Source organism: Paenirhodobacter ferrireducens (genome assembly GCF_004022265.1).
Taxonomy (GTDB): Bacteria; Pseudomonadota; Alphaproteobacteria; order Rhodobacterales; family Rhodobacteraceae; genus Rhodobacter; species Rhodobacter ferrireducens.
Genome location: NZ_SAVB01000009.1, coordinates 136,291 through 158,504 on the forward strand (window position 1 = coordinate 136,291; position 22,214 = coordinate 158,504).

At 68.5% G+C, this 22,214-nt stretch carries 32 protein-coding genes, 1 tRNA gene and 1 pseudogene; 20 read left to right on the forward strand and 14 right to left on the reverse strand.

All coding sequences use genetic code 11. The features are described 5' to 3' along the window. The 4 genes from EOW65_RS09020 to EOW65_RS09035 are packed head-to-tail and all read left to right on the forward strand — an operon-like array spanning position 1 to position 4,530. Complete coding sequence (locus EOW65_RS09020; protein WP_128148669.1) at positions 1-936, forward strand: ABC transporter permease; 936 nt, start codon at positions 1-3, stop codon at positions 934-936. Beyond that, entirely contained in the window at positions 933-2,339 is a 1,407-nt protein-coding gene (locus tag EOW65_RS09025) for an 8-oxoguanine deaminase (RefSeq protein WP_128148671.1), read from the forward strand. The genes EOW65_RS09020 and EOW65_RS09025 overlap by 4 nt, the downstream gene beginning before the upstream one ends. A gap of 10 nt (positions 2,340-2,349) precedes the next feature. Beyond that, positions 2,350-3,213, forward strand: a complete 864-nt coding sequence (locus EOW65_RS09030; RefSeq protein WP_240664599.1) for an aromatic ring-hydroxylating dioxygenase subunit alpha — start codon at positions 2,350-2,352, stop codon at positions 3,211-3,213. A gap of 3 nt (positions 3,214-3,216) precedes the next feature. Beyond that, a complete protein-coding gene (locus tag EOW65_RS09035; RefSeq protein WP_128148675.1) occupies positions 3,217-4,530 on the forward strand; it encodes an amidohydrolase family protein in 1,314 nt (437 codons plus the stop codon). Positions 4,531-4,532: 2 nt separating this feature from the next. Here EOW65_RS09035 and EOW65_RS09040 read toward each other — a convergent pair whose 3' ends face one another. Further along, a complete protein-coding gene (locus EOW65_RS09040) occupies positions 4,533-5,093 on the reverse strand; it encodes a nucleotidyltransferase family protein (protein ID WP_164880046.1) in 561 nt (186 codons plus the stop codon). 90 nt (positions 5,094-5,183) lie between these two features. Between EOW65_RS09040 and EOW65_RS09045 the strand changes: the two genes are divergently transcribed. After that, complete coding sequence (locus tag EOW65_RS09045; protein ID WP_128148678.1) at positions 5,184-5,522, forward strand: TraR/DksA family transcriptional regulator; 339 nt, start codon at positions 5,184-5,186, stop codon at positions 5,520-5,522. A gap of 97 nt (positions 5,523-5,619) precedes the next feature. Next, positions 5,620-7,614 carry an enoyl-CoA hydratase/isomerase family protein gene (locus EOW65_RS09050; protein WP_128148680.1) on the forward strand — a complete coding sequence of 665 codons (1,995 nt, stop codon included), beginning with the start codon at positions 5,620-5,622 and terminating at the stop codon, positions 7,612-7,614. Between the two features lie 9 nt (positions 7,615-7,623). On the opposite strand, the gene EOW65_RS09055 is transcribed toward EOW65_RS09050, so the two are convergent. Beyond that, positions 7,624-7,839 (reverse strand): hypothetical protein, encoded by a 216-nt coding sequence (locus EOW65_RS09055; protein WP_128148682.1) that lies wholly within the window; start codon positions 7,837-7,839, stop codon positions 7,624-7,626. 152 nt (positions 7,840-7,991) lie between these two features. Here EOW65_RS09055 and EOW65_RS09060 point away from each other — a divergent pair, with 152 nt between their 5' ends. Next, complete coding sequence (locus EOW65_RS09060) at positions 7,992-8,240, forward strand: DUF2312 domain-containing protein (RefSeq protein ID WP_113900967.1); 249 nt, start codon at positions 7,992-7,994, stop codon at positions 8,238-8,240. 59 nt (positions 8,241-8,299) lie between these two features. Here the strand turns inward: EOW65_RS09060 and EOW65_RS09065 are convergent, their stop codons facing one another. Next, a complete protein-coding gene (locus EOW65_RS09065; RefSeq protein WP_128148684.1) occupies positions 8,300-9,181 on the reverse strand; it encodes a hypothetical protein in 882 nt (293 codons plus the stop codon). Positions 9,182-9,261: 80 nt separating this feature from the next. On the opposite strand from EOW65_RS09065, the gene EOW65_RS09070 reads away from it, so the two are divergent. Both EOW65_RS09070 and EOW65_RS09075 read left to right on the forward strand, forming a co-directional pair. Further along, positions 9,262-10,950 (forward strand): ABC transporter permease, encoded by a 1,689-nt coding sequence (locus EOW65_RS09070; RefSeq protein WP_128148686.1) that lies wholly within the window; start codon positions 9,262-9,264, stop codon positions 10,948-10,950. Positions 10,951-10,991: 41 nt separating this feature from the next. Further along, a tRNA-Thr gene (locus EOW65_RS09075) sits at positions 10,992-11,067 on the forward strand. A 77-nt stretch (positions 11,068-11,144) separates the two neighbouring features. Here the strand turns inward: EOW65_RS09075 and EOW65_RS09080 are convergent. The 11 genes from EOW65_RS09080 to EOW65_RS09120 all read right to left on the reverse strand — a co-directional run bounded on the left by EOW65_RS09080 (position 11,145) and on the right by EOW65_RS09120 (position 15,735). Further along, positions 11,145-11,351, reverse strand: coding sequence for a helix-turn-helix domain-containing protein (locus EOW65_RS09080; protein WP_128148688.1), 207 nt, complete (start codon positions 11,349-11,351; stop codon positions 11,145-11,147). Beyond that, a complete protein-coding gene (locus tag EOW65_RS09085) occupies positions 11,351-11,791 on the reverse strand; it encodes a hypothetical protein (protein WP_128148690.1) in 441 nt (146 codons plus the stop codon). Before EOW65_RS09085 ends, EOW65_RS09080 begins: the two co-directional genes overlap by 1 nt. Then, positions 11,788-11,979, reverse strand: coding sequence for a hypothetical protein (locus EOW65_RS09090; RefSeq protein ID WP_128148691.1), 192 nt, complete (start codon positions 11,977-11,979; stop codon positions 11,788-11,790). The genes EOW65_RS09085 and EOW65_RS09090 overlap by 4 nt, the downstream gene beginning before the upstream one ends. Next, a complete protein-coding gene (locus tag EOW65_RS09095; protein ID WP_164880047.1) occupies positions 11,979-12,344 on the reverse strand; it encodes a DUF2312 domain-containing protein in 366 nt (121 codons plus the stop codon). Before EOW65_RS09095 ends, EOW65_RS09090 begins: the two co-directional genes overlap by 1 nt. Positions 12,345-12,400: 56 nt before the next feature. After that, a complete protein-coding gene (locus tag EOW65_RS19955) occupies positions 12,401-12,559 on the reverse strand; it encodes a hypothetical protein (RefSeq protein ID WP_164880048.1) in 159 nt (52 codons plus the stop codon). Further along, complete coding sequence (locus tag EOW65_RS09100) at positions 12,559-12,993, reverse strand: tellurite resistance TerB family protein (protein WP_128148693.1); 435 nt, start codon at positions 12,991-12,993, stop codon at positions 12,559-12,561. Before EOW65_RS09100 ends, EOW65_RS19955 begins: the two co-directional genes overlap by 1 nt. Positions 12,994-13,018: 25 nt before the next feature. Then, positions 13,019-13,225, reverse strand: a complete 207-nt coding sequence (locus tag EOW65_RS09105) for an Acb2/Tad1 domain-containing protein (RefSeq protein ID WP_206364043.1) — start codon at positions 13,223-13,225, stop codon at positions 13,019-13,021. Between the two features lie 231 nt (positions 13,226-13,456). Then, on the reverse strand, positions 13,457-13,732 hold the full coding sequence (locus tag EOW65_RS09110) for a hypothetical protein (RefSeq protein WP_128148697.1): 276 nt from the start codon (positions 13,730-13,732) through the stop codon (positions 13,457-13,459). After that, positions 13,732-13,866: a hypothetical protein gene (locus EOW65_RS20375; RefSeq protein ID WP_276319599.1), complete on the reverse strand. Its 135-nt coding sequence runs from the start codon at positions 13,864-13,866 to the stop codon at positions 13,732-13,734. Before EOW65_RS20375 ends, EOW65_RS09110 begins: the two co-directional genes overlap by 1 nt. Positions 13,867-14,269: 403 nt before the next feature. Continuing rightward, entirely contained in the window at positions 14,270-14,953 is a 684-nt protein-coding gene (locus EOW65_RS09115) for a hypothetical protein (protein WP_128148699.1), read from the reverse strand. Further along, positions 14,950-15,735: an XRE family transcriptional regulator gene (locus EOW65_RS09120; protein WP_128148701.1), complete on the reverse strand. Its 786-nt coding sequence runs from the start codon at positions 15,733-15,735 to the stop codon at positions 14,950-14,952. Before EOW65_RS09120 ends, EOW65_RS09115 begins: the two co-directional genes overlap by 4 nt. Here EOW65_RS09120 and EOW65_RS20430 point away from each other — a divergent pair. The 11 genes and pseudogenes from EOW65_RS20430 to EOW65_RS09175 form a co-directional block, all read left to right on the forward strand. Then, positions 15,671-15,880: a helix-turn-helix transcriptional regulator gene (locus EOW65_RS20430; protein WP_128148703.1), complete on the forward strand. Its 210-nt coding sequence runs from the start codon at positions 15,671-15,673 to the stop codon at positions 15,878-15,880. The genes EOW65_RS09120 and EOW65_RS20430 overlap by 65 nt on opposite strands. 99 nt (positions 15,881-15,979) lie before the next feature. After that, complete coding sequence (locus EOW65_RS09130; protein WP_128148705.1) at positions 15,980-16,456, forward strand: hypothetical protein; 477 nt, start codon at positions 15,980-15,982, stop codon at positions 16,454-16,456. Further along, entirely contained in the window at positions 16,449-16,958 is a 510-nt protein-coding gene (locus tag EOW65_RS09135; protein ID WP_128148707.1) for an HD domain-containing protein, read from the forward strand. The genes EOW65_RS09130 and EOW65_RS09135 overlap by 8 nt, the downstream gene beginning before the upstream one ends. Continuing rightward, a complete protein-coding gene (locus EOW65_RS09140) occupies positions 16,955-17,482 on the forward strand; it encodes a hypothetical protein (protein ID WP_128148709.1) in 528 nt (175 codons plus the stop codon). The genes EOW65_RS09135 and EOW65_RS09140 overlap by 4 nt, the downstream gene beginning before the upstream one ends. Continuing rightward, the gene (locus EOW65_RS09145) at positions 17,482-18,090 is read left to right on the forward strand and encodes a hypothetical protein (RefSeq protein WP_128148711.1); all 609 of its coding nucleotides are present in this window, start codon (positions 17,482-17,484) and stop codon (positions 18,088-18,090) included. The genes EOW65_RS09140 and EOW65_RS09145 overlap by 1 nt, the downstream gene beginning before the upstream one ends. Then, a complete protein-coding gene (locus EOW65_RS09150; protein WP_128148713.1) occupies positions 18,087-18,701 on the forward strand; it encodes a hypothetical protein in 615 nt (204 codons plus the stop codon). Before EOW65_RS09145 ends, EOW65_RS09150 begins: the two co-directional genes overlap by 4 nt. Before the next feature lie 31 nt (positions 18,702-18,732). After that, positions 18,733-19,356: a hypothetical protein gene (locus EOW65_RS09155; protein ID WP_128148715.1), complete on the forward strand. Its 624-nt coding sequence runs from the start codon at positions 18,733-18,735 to the stop codon at positions 19,354-19,356. 190 nt (positions 19,357-19,546) lie between these two features. Continuing rightward, complete coding sequence (locus tag EOW65_RS09160; protein WP_128148717.1) at positions 19,547-20,131, forward strand: hypothetical protein; 585 nt, start codon at positions 19,547-19,549, stop codon at positions 20,129-20,131. Further along, positions 20,128-20,943: a hypothetical protein gene (locus EOW65_RS09165; protein ID WP_128148719.1), complete on the forward strand. Its 816-nt coding sequence runs from the start codon at positions 20,128-20,130 to the stop codon at positions 20,941-20,943. The genes EOW65_RS09160 and EOW65_RS09165 overlap by 4 nt, the downstream gene beginning before the upstream one ends. A gap of 32 nt (positions 20,944-20,975) precedes the next feature. Beyond that, a complete protein-coding gene (locus EOW65_RS09170; protein ID WP_240664601.1) occupies positions 20,976-21,755 on the forward strand; it encodes a hypothetical protein in 780 nt (259 codons plus the stop codon). 176 nt (positions 21,756-21,931) lie between these two features. Next, positions 21,932-22,214: pseudogene (locus EOW65_RS09175) on the forward strand (hypothetical protein); the annotation flags it as partial.

Genomic DNA, 22,214 nt, shown 5'->3' on the forward strand with positions numbered 1-22,214 from the left:
ATGGATATTCTCGCAGGGCTGATCCAGACCGCCTTCCTCGCCGGCGGGGTGCTGGCGTTGGCCGCGCTTGGCGAGGTGCTGGCCGAGCGCGTGGGCGTCGTCAACCTCGGTGTCGAGGGGCTGATGGCACTGGGCGCGATGACCGCGATCACCACCGTCGTCGCCTCGCCCCATCCCTGGCTCGGCTTTGGCGCGGCGCTGCTCGTCGGGCTGGGCGTCGGCATGGTCTATGCCTTCGCCACCGTGGTGATCCGCGCCAATCAGGTGCTGAGCGGGCTCGCACTGACCTATATCGGCACCGGCATGGCGGCGACGCTGGGCAAGCCCGTCTCGGGCAGCCCGTCGCCCGCCACCTTCCGCCCGCTCGACCTTGGGTTCCTGTCGGACCTGCCCTTCGTCGGGCGCGCCTTCTTCAGCCACAACATCCTCGTCTACATCATCTTTCTGGTGTTGCCGGTGGTGCTGCACTGGCTGATGTTCCACACCCGCCACGGGCTGAACATGCGCGCCGTGGGCGAGAACCCGGCCGCCGCCGATGCCGCAGGCATCCCGGTGATGAAGTTCCGCTTCTGGTACACCGCGCTTGGCGCGGCGCTGGCGGCCGGGGCAGGGGCCTATCTGACGCTTGCCTTCGTGCCGAGCTGGTCCGAAGGCGTGGTCTCGGGCCGCGGCTGGATCGCCGTCGCGCTGGTGATCTTTGCGGGCTTCCGGCCGGTGAACGCGGTGCTTGCGGCGCTGCTTTTCGGCTTCGTCACCGCACTCGGCTTTGTCGGGCAGGCGCGGAACTGGCCGGTCGCCGCCTCGATCCTGTCGATGCTGCCTTACCTTGGCACCATCGCGCTGATGATCGTGCCGGTGCTCGCCTGGCAGCGGATGCGCCGGCTGATGGCTGCGCCCGAAGGCCTGACCGAGCCCTATTTCCGGGACGTGCGATGAAGACCCTGCTGAAGAACATCTCGGTCCTTGCGACCTTCGACGATGCGGGCGGCCCGGCCGGGCGCGAGCTGACCGATGCGGGGCTTCTGATCGACGGGCCTCGCATCGCCGCGGTCGGGCCGATGGCCGACTTCGCGGATGTCGCGGCCGACCGGGTGATCGACCTGAGCAATCACGTCGTGATGCCGGGGATGGTGAACACCCACCACCATTTCTATCAGAACCTGACCCGGGTGATGGTGCAGGACGATCCGCTCTTCGACTGGCTGAAGACGCTCTATCCGATCTGGGCGCGGATCGACGACCGGGCGATGGAGATCGCCGCGCGCATGGCGATGGCCGAGCTGATCGCCTCGGGCTGCACCACCTCGTCGGATCACCAGTATATCATGCCCAACGACTGCACCCTCGACACGCCGATCCGTGTCGCGCAGGAGATGGGGATGCGCTTTCACGCGGCGCGGGGTGCGATGTCGCGCGGCGAAAGCAAGGGCGGCCTGCCGCCCGACAGCTGCGTCGAGGCGGAAGAGGACATCCTGCGCGACGCCGAGCGGCTGATCCACCGCTATCACGACATGAGCGAGGGGGCGATGACGCGCATCGTTCTGGCGCCCTGCTCGGCCTTCTCGGTGACGCCCGGGCTGATGCGCGAGGCGGCCGAGCTGGCGCGGTCGCACCGGGGGGTGCATCTGCATTCCCACATCGCCGAAGTGCTCGACGAAGAGCTCTATTGCCACGAGATCTATGGCATGCGCTCGGTCGGCTATGCCGAAAGCGTCGGCTGGCTCGGCCCTGATGTCTGGTTCGCGCATGCGATCTTCCTCGACGATGCCGAGATCCGGCTGTTTGCCGAGACCGGCACCGGCGCCACCTTCTGCCCCTCGGCCCACATGCGTTGCGGCCTTGGCATCATGCGGGCGCGCGAGATGCTCGATGCCGGGGTGACGGTGGGGCTCGGCGTCGACGGTTCGGCCTCGAACGACACCTCGAACATGTTCCAGGAGGCGCGCATGGCCCAGTATCTGCAGCGCGTCGCCCCGGCGAGATACCTGTCGGCCAAGCCCGGCGGGCGCGGCGGTTTCGGCGGAACGCCGGCGGCGCTCTCGGCGCGCGAGGCGCTGTGGATGGCGACGCGGGGCGGGGCGAAGCTGCTTGGCCGTGACGACATCGGCCAGCTCGCGCCGGGCAAGGCCGCCGACGTGATCGCGGTGCGCCGCGACCAGCTCGGCCTTGCCGGCACGCAGCGCGATCCGCTTGCCGCGCTCGTCATGTGCGGTCCCTTCGCGGTCGATTATTCCTTCATCAACGGTGTCCCGGTGATCGAGCGGCGGGGCTTCTCCCGGCTCGACATCGAGGCCGCCCTTGCCGAACATGGCCAGACCATGGCGCGGATCTATGCCTGAGGAGAGGATGATGAACGCTCTTGTTCCCGAAGTGACGGATGGCAGCAACGACCAGTGGTTCTGCCTTGGCTGCATTCAGGACATGCCGCAGGGCGCTCATGGCACCCGGCTTCTGGGCCATGACCTCGTGGTGACGAAACGCGGTGACCTGCTGACGGTGCGGATGGACGAGGCGGAACTGCCGCTGCGCGAGCGCTATGGCTATCTGTGGACGACGACCGGCACGCCCGCGGGCGAGGTGCCGGAGATCGCCGAGGCCGACGAGCGCGACCGCCGCTATGTGCCCTGCGGCGCGATCCCGGTGCGCGCCTCGGCGCCGCGGGTGATCGAGAACTTCCTCGACATGGCGCATTTCCCCTTCGTGCACACCGACATCCTCGGCTCGGAACCGCTGACCGAGGTCGAGAAATACCGCTGCGAGATCCGCCGCGACGTGGACGAGGTCTGGGCGACGGATTGCGTCTTCACCCAGCCGAAGGCGGCGCTGGCCGCGACCGGGGCGATCCGCACCGATTACATCTATCGCGTCACCACGCCCTTCACCGTGCTGCTCTACAAGACCTGCCCGAATTCGGCGACGCGATGGGATGTGATCTGCCTCTTCGTGCAGCCGGTCGAGCCCGGCGTCTCGATCGCGCATCCGGTGATGTTCCTGCTCGATGACACGGGCACGACGCAGGACCTGATCGCCTTCCAGCAGGTGATCTTCCTGCAAGACAAGATCATCCTCGAGAACCAGCGCCCGGTGCTGTTGCCGCTCGAACCGCGGGCCGAGACGCCGACCCGCGCCGATGCCTCCTCGATCGCCTATCGGCGCTGGCTGAAGGAGAAGAACTGCCTTTACGGCACCAGCCTTGGCCCGAAGGCGGCCTGAGCGATGCGCCTGCGCCGGCTGATCGCCGATGCCTTCCATGCCCCCCGCTCGGGCGAGCTGGAGGAACTGAGGGACGCGCTCTTCACCCTCGACGCGGACGGCACGATCCTGTCGGTCGAACCGGGCGGCCATGCGCCCGACGCCGAGCGCCTGCCCGCGGGGCAGGTGCTGTTGCCGGGTTTTGTCGACCTGCATGTGCACGCGCCGCAATATGCGCAGCTCGGCACCGCGCTCGACCTGCCGCTCGAGGACTGGTTGAACGAATACACCTTCCCGCTCGAGGCGCGCTTTGCCGATCTGGATTTCGCCGAGACGGTCTATCGCGCGCTGATCGCCGACATGCTGGCGCTCGGCACCACCTCGGCGCTGCATTTCGCCACGATCCATGTGCCGGCGACGAACCGGTTGGCCGAGATCTGCCTTGAACTCGGCCAGCGCGCGGTGATCGGCAAGGTGGCGATGGATCATCCCGAGACCTGCCCCGAGTTCTACCGCGACGCCTCGGCCGAGGCGGCGGTCGACGGCAGCCGCGCGGTGATCGCCCATATCGCCGCGCTGCCGGACAATGCCGGGCTGGTCGCCGCCGCGATCACCCCGCGCTTCGTGCCGTCGTGTACCGATGCCTGCCTCGAGGGGCTGGGCCGGCTTGCCGCGGAAACCGGGGTGCGGGTGCAGTCGCATGTGTCCGAAAGCGATTGGGAACATGGCTTCGTGCGCACCCGCATGGGCCGCTCGGATGCCGAGACGCTGGTCCATTTCGGCCTGATGCCGGCGCATTCGGTCTTTGCCCATGCGACGCATCTGTCGCCCTCGGACATGGATCTGCTGCGCGAGCGTGGCGCGGGCGTTGCGCATTGCCCGCTGTCGAACGCCTATTTCGCCAATGCCGTCTTCCCGCTGCGCAGGGCGCTCGAGAGCGGGTTGCGGGTGGGGCTCGGCACCGACATCTCGGGCGGGCCCGCACCCTCGATCTTCGAGGCGGCGCGGATGGCGGTTGCCGCGTCGCGGATGCGCGAGGGGGGCGTCGATGCCGATCGGCCGCCCTCTGAGCGCGGCGCGGGGCCGTCCCGCGTCGACATGCGCACGGCCTTCCATCTGGCCACCCGCGGCGGGGCCGAGGCGCTTGGCCTGCCGGTGGGCGCCTTCATGCCGGGGCTGAAGTTCGACGCGATGGCGGTCGACACCACGGCGCGCGACGGCACGATCCGGGTCTTTGGCCAGACGGGCGAGCGGCTGCTGGAAAAGATCCTGCACGGGGCAAGCCGGCCGAACATCGCGCGGGTCTGGACCGACGGGGTCGAGCGCCACCGCCGCTAGGCCTATTGCAGGCGGGCCAGATCCTCGGGCGTGTCGATATCAGCCAGCAGATGCGGCATGCAAGGCACCCGCACCACGCCGGGCGCGCCGCGCAGCAGGCTGCCCGCGCCACGGTCGCCATCAAGCGCACGCAGCTCGTCGAACATCGAGGCCGGCAGGCAGACCGGCGGCGCGCCATGGCTGCCGGCCCAGGCCGAGGCCGGGCGGTCGGCCGCGGCATGTTCCAGCACCTGACGCATCAGCGACGGCGGCACCCGCGGCATGTCAGCGAGCACGATCAGCAGCAGCTCGGCGCCGACCGCCTCGGCATGGTCGATCGCGGCGCGCAGGCTGTCCGACTGCTGGCATCCCGGTGCGACCTCGACGATTTCGTAATCGGCCAGCAGCGGGCGCAGCGCGGGAGAGGAGATCACCGCGACCCGTTCGTCAACCGGAACCGCCAGCAGGGCGTGGGCGGCATGGGTGGCAAGCGGTCGGCCACGAAAGGGGGCAAGCAGCTTGTCTTCGGCTCCGAAGCGGCGCGAGATCCCCGCCGCCAGCAAGGCACCGATCGTGCGCGTCATCTTCATCCCTTCCAACCGACAGGATTGACCTGCATCAAGGCCACTTTTTACACTTCCGGCCACAATACACCGGAAACAGAGGAGAAAGCCATGAAATCCCTCGATACCCGGCGGGCGGAACTCGAAGCCCGCAAGGCGCTCCTTCTGGCGCGCGTCGACCAGATTTCCGACGACCTCGAGGAGAGCGAGGGCGAGAAGGACTGGGCCGAACAGGCGACCTGGCACGAGACCGACGAGGTGCTGCGGGGCTTGGGTGTCTCGGCGCAGGACGAGATGCGGATGATCGAGGCGGCCGAGCGGCGGATGGCCGAGGGCGAATACGGCTATTGCACCGTCTGTGGCGAGAAGATCTCGGAAGAACGGCTCGATCTGTTGCCGGCAACCCCCTTCTGTCGCAATCACGCGCCGAAGCGCAAAACCGCTGCCTGAGCGGGGCTTGGCGTTCAAGTCTCTGGAAAAGGACGGTTTTTCCTTGCAGGCGCAGGGCTTGTCCGTAAACTCTGCGAAACGGCGGAGCGGACGGGCGATGACGAAACGGGCAAGGCTGCAGCGGCGCGAGGGCGTGGCGCTCATCACTCTGGCGGGGGCGGCCGAGGCGCCGGCGGGCGCGGGCTTCGACGCGGGGCTGCGTGTGGCCCTGGCCGGGGCGCTGGCCGCCTGCGATCAGGACCCCGATCTGCGCGCGATCGTCTTGCGCGCCGGAGATGGCGGCTGGCCGGTGGCGGCCGATGCCGCGGAGGACTATGCCGAAACCGCGGGAGTGCCGACGCTGGGCGTGCTGGCAAACCGGATCGCCACGGCGCGGGTGCCGGTGGTCGCGGTGCTGACCGGCACGATTGCCGGCGGCGGGCTGGCGCTTGCCCAGGCCTCCGGGCTGCGCATGGCGCTGTCGGGAACCCGTTTCGCCGCGCCCGAGGCCGGGATGGGGCTGATTCCCGCGGCCGGCGGGCTGGTGCGTCTCGCGCGTCGGGCCGGGGCGGCTGCGGCACTTGATTTCGTGACCGCCGGGCGGGGGCTTGATGCGCAGGCGGCGATGCGGGCCGGGCTGTGCGATGCCGTGGCCTCGGAGGGGGCGGTCGAATCCGCCGCGCTGACCGAGGCATTGCGGGTGGCCGACAGCGGCGCCGCGCCGCTGCCGCCGCGCGAGGGTTCGGTCGAGGACCCGGTACGCTATCTCGACGGGCTCGAGGCGGCGCGGGCGCGGCTGCCCGAGGGGCCGCTGGCTGCCGTCTTCGCCCGCGCCGCCGAGGTGATCGAGGCGGCAGCGCTCCTGCCGCTGTCTGAGGCGCTCGAGTTCGAGGCGGTGGCCTATGCCGACCTCGCCGGTGCCGAGCTTTCGGCGGCGCTGCGCCATGTCGCCGCGGCGCGGCGGGCGGCGGCGCAGATCGCCGGCGCGCCGGTCGTGGGCGAGGTCGCGCGGGTCGGCTCGGTCGCGCTCTGGAACCAGCCCGACCGGCTGGCGCTCGCCCTGCTCGGGCGCGGGCTCAGGGTGCAGCTCGGCGCCACCGATCCGGCACGGATCGAGGCCTCGGTGCGGCTGATCGCCGAGGCGCAGGAGGCGGCGCTGCAGGCCGGCCGGGTCAATGCCGCCAAGCGTGACGCCGATTGGGACCGGCTCGAGCCGGTGGCCGCGCCCGAAGCCTTTGGCCCCGCCGACGTGATCCTCGCGGCCCCGGGCGCGGGCGAGCTTGCGCGGCTGCGCGCGGCGCTGCCGGCAGGCGTTGTGCTGGCGCTCGAGGGCGGCGGGGCGGGGGCGGAGCTGTCCTTCACCCGCTGGCCGGGCCTGACCGAGATCTGGGCGGCGGCGCCCGAGCCGGGGGCGGCGCTGCACCGGCTCGCGGCGGTGCTGCGTGCCGAGGGCGGTGCGGTGGTTCATGCGCGGGGGCTCGGGGGGCAGCTCGAGGCGGCGTTTCTGGCGGCGGCCGAGCGCGCGGTGATGGCCGGCGCGGCACCGGCCGTGGTCGATGCGGCGCTGACCGGCTGGGGCTTTGCCGAGGGGCCCTTCGCCCGGCTCGACCGGATCGGGCTCGCGGCGGGGCAGGGGCTTCTTGCCGCGGCCGGGCGGAGCGGCGGCGCCTATCTCGCCTGGCTCGGGCTCGAGGGGCGCACCGGCCGCGCCGCGGGGCGCGGCGTCTGGCTTTACGAGGCGGGCAAGCCGCCCGCGCCCTGGCCGGACGAGGCGCCCGTGCTCGAGGCCTTGCGGGTCGAGGCCGGGGGCGCCGTGCGCCGGCTTGGCGCGGCCGAGATCGTGGCGCGGGTGCTGGCCGAGATCGCCGGTGCGGGGGCGGCGGCATTGCAGGCCGGCGCGGCGCATCGCGCAGGCGATGTCGACCTTGTGGCGATCGCCGCGACGGGCTTTCCGCGCCACCGCGGCGGGCCGCTGTTCCAGGCGGACCGGATGGGGCTGCTCGCGCTGCGCAAGCGGCTGCGCGCGCTCCTGAACGAAGGCGCGCCCGAACCGGTCACGCTGCTCGATGTGCTGATCCGCAACGGCCGGCGCTTTGGCGAGCTTGACGGCTGAGCCCGCGCCTCAGCGCAGGATCACGCCCACCACCACCATCATCAGCCCGAGCGCCGAGACCAGCAGCGCGCCGATGTTCAGCAGCACCGCATGTTGCAGTCTCTCGCGCAGCGCGGCGTCGCTGAGCCCTGCGCGGCGGGCGCGCCCAACGGTCAGCACGCTCCAGACGATGCCGGCAAGGCCCGCCAGGACGATGATCGCGCCCGGCCAGATCAGATAGTCCATTGCTTCCTCCCGCGTTTTCCCACCGGCCTAGCCCGGTGGGCGGCGCTTGGCAAGCAAAGGCCGGCCGGTGGGTGCCTTCGGGCGCTTGAAGCGCGGGGGCCGGCGGGCTAGTCAGGACGCACTGACCGAGCAGGACGAGCAGGAGCAGAGCCATGAATGATGCCGCCTATAATGTGACCGCCGACGAACTGCGCCAGTTCATCGAGCAATTCGAGCATCTCGAAGCCGAGAAGAAGGATATCGCCGAACAGCAGAAGGACGTGATGTCCGAGGCGAAGGCGCGCGGCTACGACACCAAGGTGATGAAGAAGATCATCGCGATGCGCAAACGCGACCGCGATGATCTGGCTGAAGAGGAAGCGATCCTCGACATCTACAAGGCCGCGCTCGGCATGGCCTGACCGGGGCACGGATGCGGGCCGGCCCTTCCCGCGCGGGAGGGGCCGCCCGGTGCCGGGGGTCAGGGGGCGATGAAGGTCACGCCTTCCATCGCCGCGATTTCGGCCACGTCGGCCTCGTAGCCGCGGGTGATCTGCGCCACCAGATCCTCGGTCCAGCCCGGCAGCGACAGCTCGACCTCGAGCGTCTCGGGACGGACGAACTTGTCGAGGAAGGCGCTGACCACCTTGCGCCGCTGCGCCACCGACTGCGGCGGGTGCTGTGCGAGATAGCCGCGCAGCCGCGTCATTCCCTCGTGCGTCATGATCTCTTCGAGCAGGCTGTCCTCGCCCACCAGCGGCACGCCGGCGGGGATGCCGCCAAGGCTGCGCAGCACCTCGGGGAAGATCAGCGGCTGGTCCTCGTTGCACCACACGACAAAGCGCAGCCCGCGCGCGGCGGCGACCATCTCGCGCACGACGGGCGCCCAGTGGAGGCTTTCCGGCGTCTGCCCCGCCATGAAGTCGTCGTAGCTGCGTTCGGGCGCGCGGGCGACCAGCGCCGCGACCAGTGTCGCGGGGTTGATCAGGCCAAGGTGGAACTCGGCCTGCGCATCGGGAAAGAGATTCGCCAGCGGCTCGAGCTTGGCCGGGGCCGAGGCGTAGAACCCCGCCTCGGTCACCGCCCGGTCGTAAAGGCCGAGAAAGTTCGGGTGGCTGAAGATCAGCCGGCTGCCCTCGGGGGCGGCATCGCCCAGACAGGTGGCGAGCAGGCTCGCCTGGGTCTCGGGATCGGCGGGCTGGCCCTTTAGCGCGATCAGCGCGTCGCGCAGCGCGCCGCGATAGGCGCGCGGTGCCGGCACCACCGCGCCGACCCGGGCCAGGGCATCGTGGTTTGCCGCCAATGTGGTGATCAGCCGGTCCTCGTCGGTGGAATGCGCGCCGAGGTGAAAGACGACCTGCATGGAATTGTCCTTTGCTGCTCGGCGGCGAGAATAGCTGCGGATTTCTGGACAGGCAAACCGCTTCTGGGATAAGGAAGCGCATGGAATCTGATAAGAACACTCGGAATTGCGCGGCAGGGCCCGCGGCGGCGGGCGCGCTGCGCCAGGCGGGCTCGGGCCTGTGGTCGGCGGGCGCGCTGGCGATTGCGGCGCTGATTGCCGCGCCGCTCGTCGCGGTGATCTGGATCGCGCTCAACCCGACCGAGAACATCTGGCCGCACATGCTGGCCTCGACCCTGCCGCGCTATCTGGCGAATACGGCGGCGCTCGCGGGCGGGGTGGCGGCGCTTTCGGCCGCGGCGGGGACGGGGGCGGCCTGGCTCGTCGTGATGTATCGCTTCCCGGGCAGCCGGCTGCTCGAGTGGCTGCTGCTGCTGCCGCTCGCGGTGCCGGCCTATGTCGGCGCCTATGCGCTGGTCGATTTCCTCGACTATTCCGGCCCGGTGCAGTCGGGGCTGCGCGCTGCCATGGGCTGGGCCACGGCGCGCGACTACTGGTTCCCCGAGGTGCGCTCGCGCGGGGCGGCGACGCTGGTCCTTGCGGCGGCGCTTTACCCCTATACCTACCTGCTGACCCGCTCCGCCTTCCGAGAGCAGTCGGGGGCGAGCTACGAGGTGGCGCGGGCACTTGGCGCGGGGCCTTGGGCGCTCTTTTGGCGGGTCGGCCTGCCGCTCGCGCGCCCGGCGATCGCCGCCGGTGCGGCGATCGCGATGATGGAGACCGTGGCCGATTTCGGCGTCGTCGACTACTTCGGGGTGCAGACTCTGACCACCGGCATCTTCACCACCTGGCTCGAGGCCGGCAATGCGGGCGGGGCGGCGCAGATTGCCTGCGTCATCCTCGGCGTCGTGCTGCTGCTCGTCGCGCTCGAGGCGGCGGGGCGGCGGCGGGCACGGCATTACCAGTCGGCGCGCGGCACGCGCCCGGTGATCGCGACGCGGCTGCCGGGGCTTGCGGGGCTTGCGGCGACGGTGGCCTGCACGATCCCCTTCGCCGCGGGCTTCGTGCTGCCGGTGGCGGTGCTCGGCGCGCAGGCCGCCGCCCATCCCGAGGCCTGGGGCGGGCGCGGCCTTGCCCGCGCCTTCTGGCACACGCTGGCGACGGGGGGCGCGGCGGCGGTTCTGACCGTCGCGGCGGCGCTGTTCCTCGTCTACGGCGTGCGGCTCTCGGGGCGGCGGCTGCCGCGGCTGGTGCTGCCGGTCACGGTGCTGGGCTATGCGGCGCCCGGCGCGGTGCTGGCGGTGGGGATCCTGCTGCCGCTTGCGGCGCTCGACCACCGCATCGCCGATACCATCGCGGCGCTGACCGGCCATGACCCGGGGCTGATCCTCACCGGCTCGGCCACCGCGATCGTGCTGGCCTATGTCGTGCGCTTCTTCGCGCTGGCCGAGGGCTCGGCCGAGACCGCCTTCGGCCGGATCCCGCCCTCGCTGCCGATGGCCGCGCGCTCGCTTGGCCGCAGTGCGGGGGGCGTGCTGCGCGCGGTCTATCTGCCGCTGATGAAGGGCTCGATCGGATCGGCGCTGCTTCTGGTCTTCGTCGATTGCGTGAAGGAGCTGCCGGCGACGATGCTGTTGCGCCCGTTCAACTACGAGACGCTGGCGACGCGGGTGCACGAGAAGGCGAGCCTCGAGAACCTCGGCGACGCGGCGCCGCCCGCACTGCTGGTCAGCGCCGTGGGGCTGGCCGCTGTGGTGGTGCTGGCGCGGGCGAACCTGCGCCGGCGCTGAGGCTTGCGCGATCGGGCCGCGCCCTGTATCGAGGGCCGCGTGCCGGCGTAGCTCAGTTGGTAGAGCGGCGATCTTGTAAGTCGAGGGTCGGGGGTTCAAGTCCCTCCGTCGGCACCACAATGTCAACCTAGTGTATTGATATTGTTTTTGTTTTTGATTTGTGGGGCTGATTGGCCCCACATCTAGCCCCACACTCACGACGCGCTGGAAGGCGGCTCCCCCCGAAGCCAGGCATCCATCTCATCCGCGTTCACGCGGCTGCCGCGCTGCCGGTGGATGGTGATCTCGCCCCGCGCCGCGGCTCTGTAGACCGTCGCCCGCGAAATCCCGAACCAATGCGCGACATCGGACACCCGGACCCACAGAGGGCGAGTGATCGTGATCTGCTCATGCTTTCCCATCAGTTTTTCTCCATCTTGTCGAGTGCATCGAGCGCGATGCGGCGGATCGGACCGCCGCTGATCCTGGCGATTTCGGTGAGGGCCGCGCGGGCGGTGGCCACATAGGCGCGCACCTCGGTCTCCGGGCAGGTGGTGACGGAGGCGTAGAGCGGCGTCACCGCCCAGTCCCCCTCGCTCTCGAAAAATGCGGCCCTCTCCGCCTTTCGCTCGAAGTGGTATTCCCCCTTGAAAGTCTGGTCTTCACAGAGCCACGCCATCGGTTCAGCCTGCGCCCGCAATCGCGCGACCTCGGCCTCAGCTTTCTCGGCGCGCTTCACCACCGCGTCGCGCTCTGCCACCAGCGCCCTCACCATATTTTCTGATGCTTGTGCTGCGACGGAATGCGCGAGACCATGTAAGTAGTTGAGATAGCGGTCAGCAGCCGCAGTGATCGTGCTCATTGGCGCTCTTCCGCAAGCAGCTCGCGCAGCGCCACGATCAGGACCGGAGCGCGGCGGCGCGGACGGCGTGGGGGCGAGATGACGTCACGAGGTGGCGCCGTTTCGGCGCGCGGATCGTTGTGCCGCGGGCGCAGCGCCTCGGGGAGTGGGGCGAGGCTGACGTGGGCGGGGTGGTGGGGCTGTTCCATCAGGCCATCCCCAAGGCGGCCTTGTAGATGTCGAGGGTGGCCTCTTCCTGGGCCAGATCGTCGCGGTCACGCTTGCGCATCGCGATGATGATCTTCAGCACCTTGGTGTTGTAGCCGCGCGCCTTGGCCTCGGCCATCACGTCCTTCTGCTGCTCGGCGATGTCCTGCTTCTCGGCCGCGAGGTGCTCGAAGCGCTCGATGAACTGGCGCAGCTCGTCGGCGGTGATGCTGTAGGAATGGTCGCTGACTGCGACGTCGGCCGGCGTGTTCTTGACCGGGATCCGCCCGCCCGTGTCGACCGGCGGCATGGCAGTGAGGCTGGCCATGCTGACCTGAAGTTCTTCGTGCTGCATCATCGCATTCATGGCGATCTCCTCTGGCTCTCTGGATGCCGGCCCGCGCGGGGCCGGTCACCGGAAGGTCAGGCGGCTGCTTTCGCTGCGGACCACCCGCCGTAGGCACCGAGCGCCAGCAGGCAGATCGAGCCGATCAGGTCCAACGTCGCGGGCAGGATCACCTGGGCGACGACGATCGCCGCGGCGGTGGTGATCAGGATGGCCGAGCGACCGGTCGCGGCCATCACAGATAGCTCGACAGGCTGAAGCCGAGACGCTTGGCGAGGTCCTCGAGCACGACGCGCTCCTGCGGTTCCATCTCGCCATCAGCCATGGCGACGTCGATCGCCACCATCAGCGCCATTTCGAGCTCGTCGGTCGCGTTCTTTGCCTTGGCTTCCTCGATCTCGCGCTTGAGGGCGAGCTTGCCGGCCATGCCGCCCTTCGCCCGGGCGAGCTGCTTGTCGAGGGCGCGCTCGATCTCGGAGGCCGCGAATGCGCCGCCCAGCGTCGCATGCGCCTGAAGCGCGGCGAGGGTCGCTTCGACCTCACTGTCCTCGATCTCGCCATCGGCCATCGCCACCAGCGCGGCCATGGCGCAGATCCCTTCGAGCAGGTCAGTCTTGCCCGAGAGCTTCTTGCTGCCGCCGCTGAGGCGCTCTTTCAGTTTTCCGAACATGGTCGGTCCTTTCTGTCTTTGGTGATCAGGCGGTGATGTGCCGGACGGCGCGCATCACCGCGTCCTCGGCGTGGGTCTTGGCGAGCGAGAGGTCGCGCGAGCCCATGGCCTCACCGGCCGGGGCAGTGCCGCCGATCTCGTGAAGCGCGTCGATGAACTCAGCGCCGAGATCCTTGATGCGCTGCATCTGCTGCTTCTCGGCCTCGCTCAGGGTGCGATACTGGTGGCGCACGGCATTGTTGGCCGTGCGATCATCGACGAACTGTCGACGTGGTCGGTCATGGGGGATGGTTCCTTTCGAGGGTTGGCGGGCGGGTGCCAGTCGAGCGAAATCCCGCCCGCACCGGGCGACATGCCCGGATCACTGCCCCGGCGGCAGCTGTGGTCATCGTGAGTGGTGGCACCGCCGGGGTCGCGGCTGCGCGGGCGGCGGCGGGGAGGTCCCGGCGCCCGCGCTGTGCAATCAGCCGGTCAACGCAAGGCGCGCACGGGCCTCGGCCAGCGGGGCGGCATCGACCGCCGCGGCGATCCAGCGCGCGCAGGTCGTCGTCAGGTTCGGCCCCTCGGCATGGACGCCGTGCAGAATGATCTGCGCGGGCGCCCCGTCGATCTCCGCGAGGCCGAGGCTGCTGTCGCCAGTCGCGATCAGCTCTTCGACGATCGCGTCGACGCGGTCCTCAGGCTCGAGCGGCGTGAGCCGGTCGAGCAGGCGGGCGAGGGGAGAGACGGGCAGCACCATCAGACCAGCGCCCCGGCGGAAAGCTGCGGCAGCGCCAGCGCGGTGTCGAGCGCGGCGCGGGCGATGACCAGGCTGCCGGCGCAGATCAGCGCCGCGAGCAGCAGGTCAGAGACGTGCAGGTTGGGCTTGCCCATGTGATCCTCCATCGGTGATCCCGCGATCGGCCCGGGGTGGGTGTCAGCGGCGGGTGATGGGTAATGGTTCGCAAATAGAGAACATCCAGTCAAGATGAAAGTTCACTATAGGCGAACCCTGCCTTGCGGCACTGCCATCGATCTGCGAGAATCACTGCCGACAGCTGACGCCGTGAAGGGCGCCGGTTGGCGGCAGCGAGGGGAGATCCTTAAGCTGGCGTTCGGCCAAACCGGCCTAGTCGCAACACCGCGCTGGTGGTGGCAATATCAGGTCGGGGCGCAGCCGGGGAGGTTGGAATGAAGAATGGATCAGTTTCACCGTCGGAGGATACCCTCGGCGCAGAGAATGCTGTTGACTGTGGTTCTGTCGCGGTAATGGTCGCCTTGGCGATCTATGACGAGATCACTGCTGCCCTCGACGATAGATCTCCGAATGAGGAGGCTCTTCCAGAAGCCCCTGGAGCTCTAGTGCTGTACGCCACGCGCCGACTTCCTCGGGAGATCGCGAGAAGCATACTGACATCGCATGAGATGCATTCAAGAGTGCGACTGCCATGGCACTTGCACGTTGGAAATCCGTGGATGTCCATGCTTGAAAACGAAAGTTCAGATTCTGCAGGCTAATCTGACTACTGCTCAGCGCGGAAAATAGGTCACGATGCTCAGCCCTATACGGATCCGCACGCATAAGCAGGATCCTGTCAGGCAGGTCACTTCTGGTTGCGAAGACCCCATGTGCGAATGTGTCTCGATACCGTTTGACCTTCGATCGCGCCATTCTGAATGATGCTGTCGCTTGCCTCATGTCCGGCCGATCTCGAACCGAGACGGCTACGGGTAATAGGACATCGATAAATTGATCTGACCTCGCTTTTTCGATCAGCGCATCGGCCGCGTTGATGTCGTCTCCAAAAACACCAAGCAAGAAAATCCTGATGTTCGCTTCCGCGGCTGAGAAATAGGCGATTGTATCGGCGATACAGGATCGCGCTTCGGGGATGGTATTCAGCGCTTCCGGGCTATGCCTCTCGCCGACGTGTCCAGTTGGTTCTGGCGCATCCAAGGGTTCCGGTTCAGGGATCATCATTCAACTCTCTTCACGAACTCTTTCGGCAGGTGCAGGCGCACCGGCGCGGCCCACTTGACTCGGACATCGAGCATGTTCGTCGCTGCGGGGTTGATCGAGAGCAGGTTGAACAGGCCGGGTGCGGTGCCAATCTTCAACTGCTTGACCCAGACCTTGCCGTCTTCGGTCTCGGCCACGCATTTGCGGCCGATCGCCTCGCTCGGCACGCCGTGGTCGCCGTTGCGGGTGTAGAACAGCAGGTCGCCTTCGGAAAACACCGGCTCCATGCTCTCGCCGCGCACCTCGACGGCGACCACGCTGTGTGGCGTGATCTGCGGCGGGCAGGCAACCTTATACATCCCTTCGCCCTTAGGGTATGGGTCAGAGAGGTAAACCTCAGCACCGGCGCCGACGTAGCCAGGGACGGCGATAACGTGGCGGGTGGGGATGATCTCTGCAATATCCGCGTCGATAGCATCGAGGATCTGCTCGAGCGTTTCGATTGACGGGCGCTTTTTCCCGCTCGCGATTTCAGAGATGTAGCCTTTGCTTACATCGATGGCGTCGGCAAGCTGTTGCTGCGACATCCCCCGCCGCTTGAGCGCTGATTTGAGATCAATCTCCATGCCGGCACTATGCCGGAATTCGATCTCGGTCGCGACGGGCTGGAAGCGAACAGTTCGCTGGCATCGAACTTCTGCCTTGACCAAGCAATGTTCGCCATGAGAGAACGAACTTATGCTGGCAGAATTCATATCAAAGTCCGGGAAGAGCAGAGCGGCATTTGCCGAGAGGATCGGCATCAGCCGGTCTTACCTGTCGGAAATCCTGAGCGGGAAGCGGCGCCACAGTCTCGTGCTCGCGGTATCCATCGAGCGCGAAACTTGCGGCGAGGTCCCGACCGCGTCTTGGGTCGACGCCGGCACGCGGAAGGAAGCCTCCGCATGATCCCCGCCGTCCCTCTCTCTGCAAATTCCTCTTTCCCATGCTCCGACCCTCGCACGGGCGCGGTCCATCCCCAAGCGAACAGATTTCCGGAGGTTTCACATGCGCCCCTGTGAGGCAGGCTCGATCCAGGACGCGGTTGCGGCGGCCTATGAGGCGGCGGGCGGCCTGCGCAAGGTCAGCGCCGCGATCGGCGTGACGGCCTCGTCGCTGAGCTATGGCACCGAAATCCGCGAGGACCGACCGGGCGGGCTCGGGGTGAACTATCTCGACCGGCTCGGGCGGATGAACCAGGCCGCAGCGCGGGCGATCTGCGAGCACTTCGCGGCGCTGGCCGGTGGGGTGTTCCAGCCGCTCGAGGCGGAGGTCTCGGACCTCGGCGGGCATTGTCAGGTGGTCGCGAAGGAAGGCGGAGAGGCGCAGGCGGCAGCATTCCGCGCGGCGCTGAGCGGGTCGCTGAAGGATTGCGAGCGGGCGCTGCGCGAGACCGACGAGAGCCTCGAGGCGCACGCGAACCTGCGCGCGGCGCTGGCGGCACGGATTGCGGCGCTGCGGGGCGGGAGGGTGCTGCATGCGTGACCTGCACGAGATCCTGCGCGGCGGATATTGCACGCGCTGGCACGCCAACCCTGACCTCGCGCATGTGCGCGAGACGCTGGCGGAGCATCATGCGCGTGTGGCGCAGATCCTGCTGGCGCTGCACCCGTCGCCGTCGCGGCATCTGATCGACGCGGCGTTGCACCATGATGCGGGCGAGCCGGAATGCGGGGACCTGCCGGGGCCGTTCAAGGTGGCCCACCCGAAGATCGCCGCGGCACATGCGGCGTGCGAGGCGCAGCGGCTGGTGGAGCTGGGATGCCCGCCGAACCTGAGCGAGACTGAGCTGCGCTGGCTCAAGATGGCGGATCGTCTGGCGGCCTATGCGCATGTGGCGCATGTCCGGCCTGACCTTCTGGGACGGTTCGACTGGCGCGAGACGCTGGCCGAGGTCGTGGCGCAGGCGTGGCAGCTTGGGTGCGAGGTCGAGGTCGAGGCGCTGAGCGCCCGCCTTGCCCCCCAGTTGATCGGGGGTGAGGCATGAGCAGCGATTATCTGGTGCGAGAACTGACGGATGACGAGCAGGCGATGTATGACCGCTGCACCACGACTGGCATGTGTGGGTGTCCGCGATTGGTCATCGGCCATCAGTCGTTTGACCTAGAGGGTGATGGAAGCGGTCAAAGATGGAGGGCGGAACGGGCCGAATGGTATCGCCGTCAGCTGGCAATCGCTCTGGCCCGTCTCGTGCGTATGTCCATCACTCTCCCCGCCGCACAGGACGGGGCAAAGGTCGAGGCTGGTTGCTACCCACCAGAGCCAGAGGTTGCCTGCACCGAAGCGACGGACGATGCCATCTCGCGCCTTCTCCGCGCTGCAGGTGAGATTGACAGGCGGTTTGCAGGGCACCACGAAAATATCGACTTTGTAATTCTCCGGCTGCGCGATCTGACGAAATCGTTCCTCGAAGCCTGCCATGCGAACGATGCCCTGACCGCCGAGAACGAGCAGCTGAGGGGGGCGCTGCTTGATCTGGCGCAGGCCACCGCACCGAAAGGCGGTGCGTGATGGGGCTGCGCAAGTATGGTGAGATCACGATCCGCGGCGTGACCTATCAGGATGTGAATGCCGCAGCGCAGGCGTTCGGGGTTGGCGCCGATGCGATCCGCCAGGCGGCACGGGCCGGCCGGCTCGACCGTGTGGGGATGCCGCATGGGTGTGAGCCGATGCCGGTGCGCATCAGGGGCGAGGATTACCCCGATGCGAAGGCGGCGGCGCGTGCCCTTGGGGTGACGACGAACGCCGTTTACCAGGCGATCGTGCAGGGGCGGGAAGACAGGCTCGGCCTGCCTCGGGAGCCCGTGCGCAACCGGGGGCGGCAGTTCTCGATTGGCGGCATGTCCTGGCCGTCTGAGGCAGAGGCCTGCCGGCAGCTGGGTCTGTGCGTGAACTACATCTACCTCGCCCGCCGCCGCCGATCCGTGGCGATGCAACAGGTGATCGTGCGGCGGGCCATGCAGCTGCGGGCGGAACGCGCCCGGGCGAGCGGAGCCTCGGATTTCCCGCCGGCCTGCGACCCTGTCCACGGGCGCCGCACGGCAGGCCGGCCAACTGGCGCGGCGGGCCGGTCTCGCCGCGCCCCTTTGGGGCTTTGCGCGCAGGAGGGGCAGCTATGACGATGCGCGGGGTCAAGTGGCATTCCGGGGGGATGCGCGTGCTGCTTACCTGTGACGAGTGCTGCGCGGAATTGCCCTTTGATGTCCAGAAAAAGGCAGGAGCGTTCAACGGTCGTGCGGCATTCACCGTCAGCAAGGCGTTCGGACGATTTGCACGTTCCAAGGGCTGGGTTCAGTTCGATGGAACGAAGCACCTCTGCCCGAGATGCACGCGGCGCCGGCATGGCGCCGATCCAAAACCCAAACCGATCGAGGAGAAGACGATGGTCCAGAAGACCGAGGCAAAACAGGCGCTGCGGCAGCCGTCGCAGGAGCAGCGCGGCGACATCATCGAGATGTTGGTGCTGACCTATGACCGCAAGGCGAAGCGCTACAAGGGGGCGGACACCGACAAGACGGTTGCCGAGGCCGTGGGCACCTGGTGCCTGCCGGGCTGGGTGACCGAGATCCGCGAGCGGGATTTTGGTCCCACCAGCGGCAACGAGGAGATCGAGGCGATCCGGGCCGAGATCGCTGCAGTTCAGGCGGACTGCGCCGAGCGGGCGGCGGTGCTGGGCAAGCGGCTTGATGCCGTGTGCGCGGCGATCGGGCCGCGAGCGGCGCGGATCTAGGGCAGGGCGCGCGGGCAAAGGAGGCGTGATCATGGGTGTTCCCAAGGTGAACCTGGTCGAGGCGGCAGAGCTGCCAGACTACGAGCTGGGCGACCTCCGTCTCGAGAACCACTTCTTCGTGGCGTGGCACTTCTCGCGCTGGCTCAACAGCGCGATGCACCTGTGCGCGACCTATGAGGTGCAGGGGGTGGCCCGCGCGCTCTTCGACATCGCGCAGATGCAGTCGCCGACCGGGACTTTGCCTGACGATGACGTGCAGCTGTCGCGGCTGCTGCGGCTCGACATCATCCGTTGGCGGGAGCTGCGGGCGATGGACTTCGGGCCGCTGCGGGGCTGGTTCCGGGTGCGCTGTGGCGATCGGGTGCGGCTGGCGCATCCGGTGGTGATCGAGGTGTTGCAGGACGCGCTCGCACGCCGCGAGGAACGGGAACGGGCGGCGGGCGAGCGTGCGGTGGCGATGCGGCTCAAGCGGCTGCGTGAGGGGCTGCGGGCGCTCGGGGTCAACGATCGCACCCTCGATGACACCGTGCTGGTCGAGCGGATGGACAAGTGGCTGCTCGATCACGTCAGCGGGCAGCGCCGTGTCAGCGCCTATGAACGGGTGCTGATGGTGGCGCGGCAGGAAGGGTGGTTCGGCCGGCCTGCGCACTACTGAAATTCTGTGACGTAACAGAACGGAACTGTTCATGAACAGTTCCGGAACGTTCCAGCACTGAACGGTAACTGTTACAATCTATAAGAAAAGAAAAGAAAATATAAGAAATGAAACACACGGAACGGACCGCAATCCGACCGACGGCGCCTGTGGATAACTCTGAATATGCGATGAGAACGGAGCAGGTGGAATGGACAGTGCAGAACAGGCAGCCGGCGAGCGTCGGGTGCGGGAATTGCTGATCGAGCCGCTGGAGCGGCTGGGGCTGGAGCGGCCGGCCAGGCTGACGCTGGAGAAGTATGCGGGGATGTGCCGCGACCTCTGCGCGCGGCTCGCCTACATGACGGCGCTGAACCTCGAGGCGCTGGCCGACGAGGTGGCGGCGGAGGCCGCCCGCAAGGACAGCGACCGGATGCCGATTGCGAACCAGATCCTTGAGCGTGCGCGCAAGATCCAGGCGCCGCCGGAAGATGCCTCGCCCCTGATGCGGGCGGTGTTTGCGGCCGATCTCGGGCGGCGGGCGCTGGCCGAGGGCTGGGCGCCCGAGCTGCTGCGGCACCTGCGCGAGACGCGGTTGTGGCCGGGCGGCTTTGCCGTCGAGCAGGTGCGCGAGCGGGGGCGCGACGCTGACCGGCGCATGCGGATGGTGCGTGATGCGGATGCGGCGGGGCGGTTCGTGTCCGAGGCCGACCGGCAGTTCCTGGAGCGGCGCGGTGCGGCGGTGACGCGCTGCGAGGCCATTGCCGAGCTGGTACAGGCCGGAGGTGCGGCATGAGCGCGATGGCGGAGGCGGCGCGGCCGGTGGGGGTGTCGGTGCAGGACTGGGCGCGGCTGAGCGCGGCGCAGCGTCTGGCGGCGGCCGAGCTGCTGGCGGTGCGGCCGGCCGAGATCTCGGTGACGCGCTGGCTCACGATGGGCGAGGCGGGGCGGCGGGCGGCACTGCTGCAGGCAGCGACGGCGCCCGAGGTCTGCGGCCCCGAGATCCCGGTGGCGCCGGCGCGCGGGGCGTGCCGGGTGTTCACCGTGCGGCAGATCCGGCCGGGCACGCGCAACACGATCGAGGATGCGGGCTATCAGGGCCCGGGCGAGGCGCAGCCGCGCAGGGCGGTGCGGGCGGCCGATGTCTTCGACCGGATGGAAGCGCGGGCGCAGGCGGCGAAGAAGCCCGCGCCCTTCACGCCCGGGCAGATCGCCATCGCGCGGCTTTACCGGACGCTGGTCGAGCGGCACGAGGCTGGGGCGATCAAGCTCTCGAGCCTCGAGGGCCGGACGGGCGGCTCGGGCCGGGGCGTCGACGTGACCGACCTGCGGCTCGAGGACGCGCGCAAGATTGCGCTTCTGCGCCGGCGGATCGGTGACGGGGCGGCGATGGTGGTGCGCCGGTTGCGGCCGAGTGCGCGCGGGGCAGGGGCCTCGATCATCCTCGACCGCCGTCTCGTGGATGCGGTCTGCCTCGAAGACATGGACCTGAGCAGCATTCTGGCGGCGCATGGCTGGAACGTGGACGGAACGCATCGCAAGCGCCTTGTCGCGGCGCTTGTGGCCTCCCTCGACCGGATGCGGGGGTATCCGCAGAAAGGGGATTGACGCTTATCACCACCGGAGGCATATCTCTTCCTATGATCTACACGAGCGCCCGGCGGGAACGACCCGACCGGGCGTTCCTGTTTCGCGAGGTGGAGATGGCCGAGATTGCTCTGGACGTCTCGGGCTTCGTCGCTGCGCTGACGGTGATGGCCGAGCGGGACATCCGCATCGCCGCGACCTGGGCCCTGAACGACACGGCAGACGAAGTCAAAGACCACATCCGGGACCGGATGACGGTCGTGTTCGACCGGCCGACGAAGTTCACCGAGAACGCCTTCTACGTGAAGAAGGCGCGGGTCGAGGACCTGACGGCCGCGGTGGTGGAACGTCCGACGCGGGCGTCGCGCGACTATCTGAAGGTCGAGGAAGCCGGCGGGCCGCGCCGAACGACTGGGTTCGAGGGCCAGATGCAGCGGGCGCTGGCCTATGACGGGCTGATCTCGGCGGTGATCCCGGCAGACGAGGCGCGGCTCGATGCCTATGGAAACTGGTCGACGGGCGAGCGCAACCAGGTGATGTCGGCGCTGAAGATCCAGCGCGACTATGCCGCGAATGCCACGGCGCGCTCGACCCTGAGCGGGCGCAAGCGCAAGCGCTCCACCTACTTCGTGCCGCAGTCGGGGCTCTATCCGGGGATCTACCGCAAGGACGCCTCGGGCAATATCGGCATCGTCGCGATCCTCACGGACAAGGTGCCGAGATACGAGCCGCGGCTCGACTTCCACGAAGAGGCGATGGCGGTTTTCGAGGCGCGGCTGCAGGGCCATCTGTCCCGGACGCTGAGCCAGATGTTCTACAAGCGGCTTGGCTAGGCCGAAGGTTCCTGATCGGTCGGCGCCAACCGCCCGGGTCCTTCCCGGCCCCCCTCGTCGCACGGGTAATTCGGGCCCTGATAGTTTCGGCCCGCTTAACGACCGGGCAAGCCTTAACCTGCTGGGCCTTAACAAGTCCAACCGGGCTTTACCAGCCAACCATGGGAGATTGCGGCGTGCAGGTGAATGCCACGACGCTCGCGCAGCGCCTTGGCGTGTCGAAAGCGCGCATTTCGCAATACGTCGCCCAGGGCACGCTGGCCGGGTGCTTCACCGGCGAGGGGCGAGCGCGGCGGTTCGACCTAGATCTGGTGCAGCAGGCGCTGCATCAGCGCCTCGACCCGGGGCAGATGCTGGGCAACGGGGCGGGCACGCGCGCGGCACTGCGCGATCTCGATGCCCCGGCACCGCGCACGGCGCCGCGGACCGACAGCCTGCTCGAGCCGCGGGACCCGGATC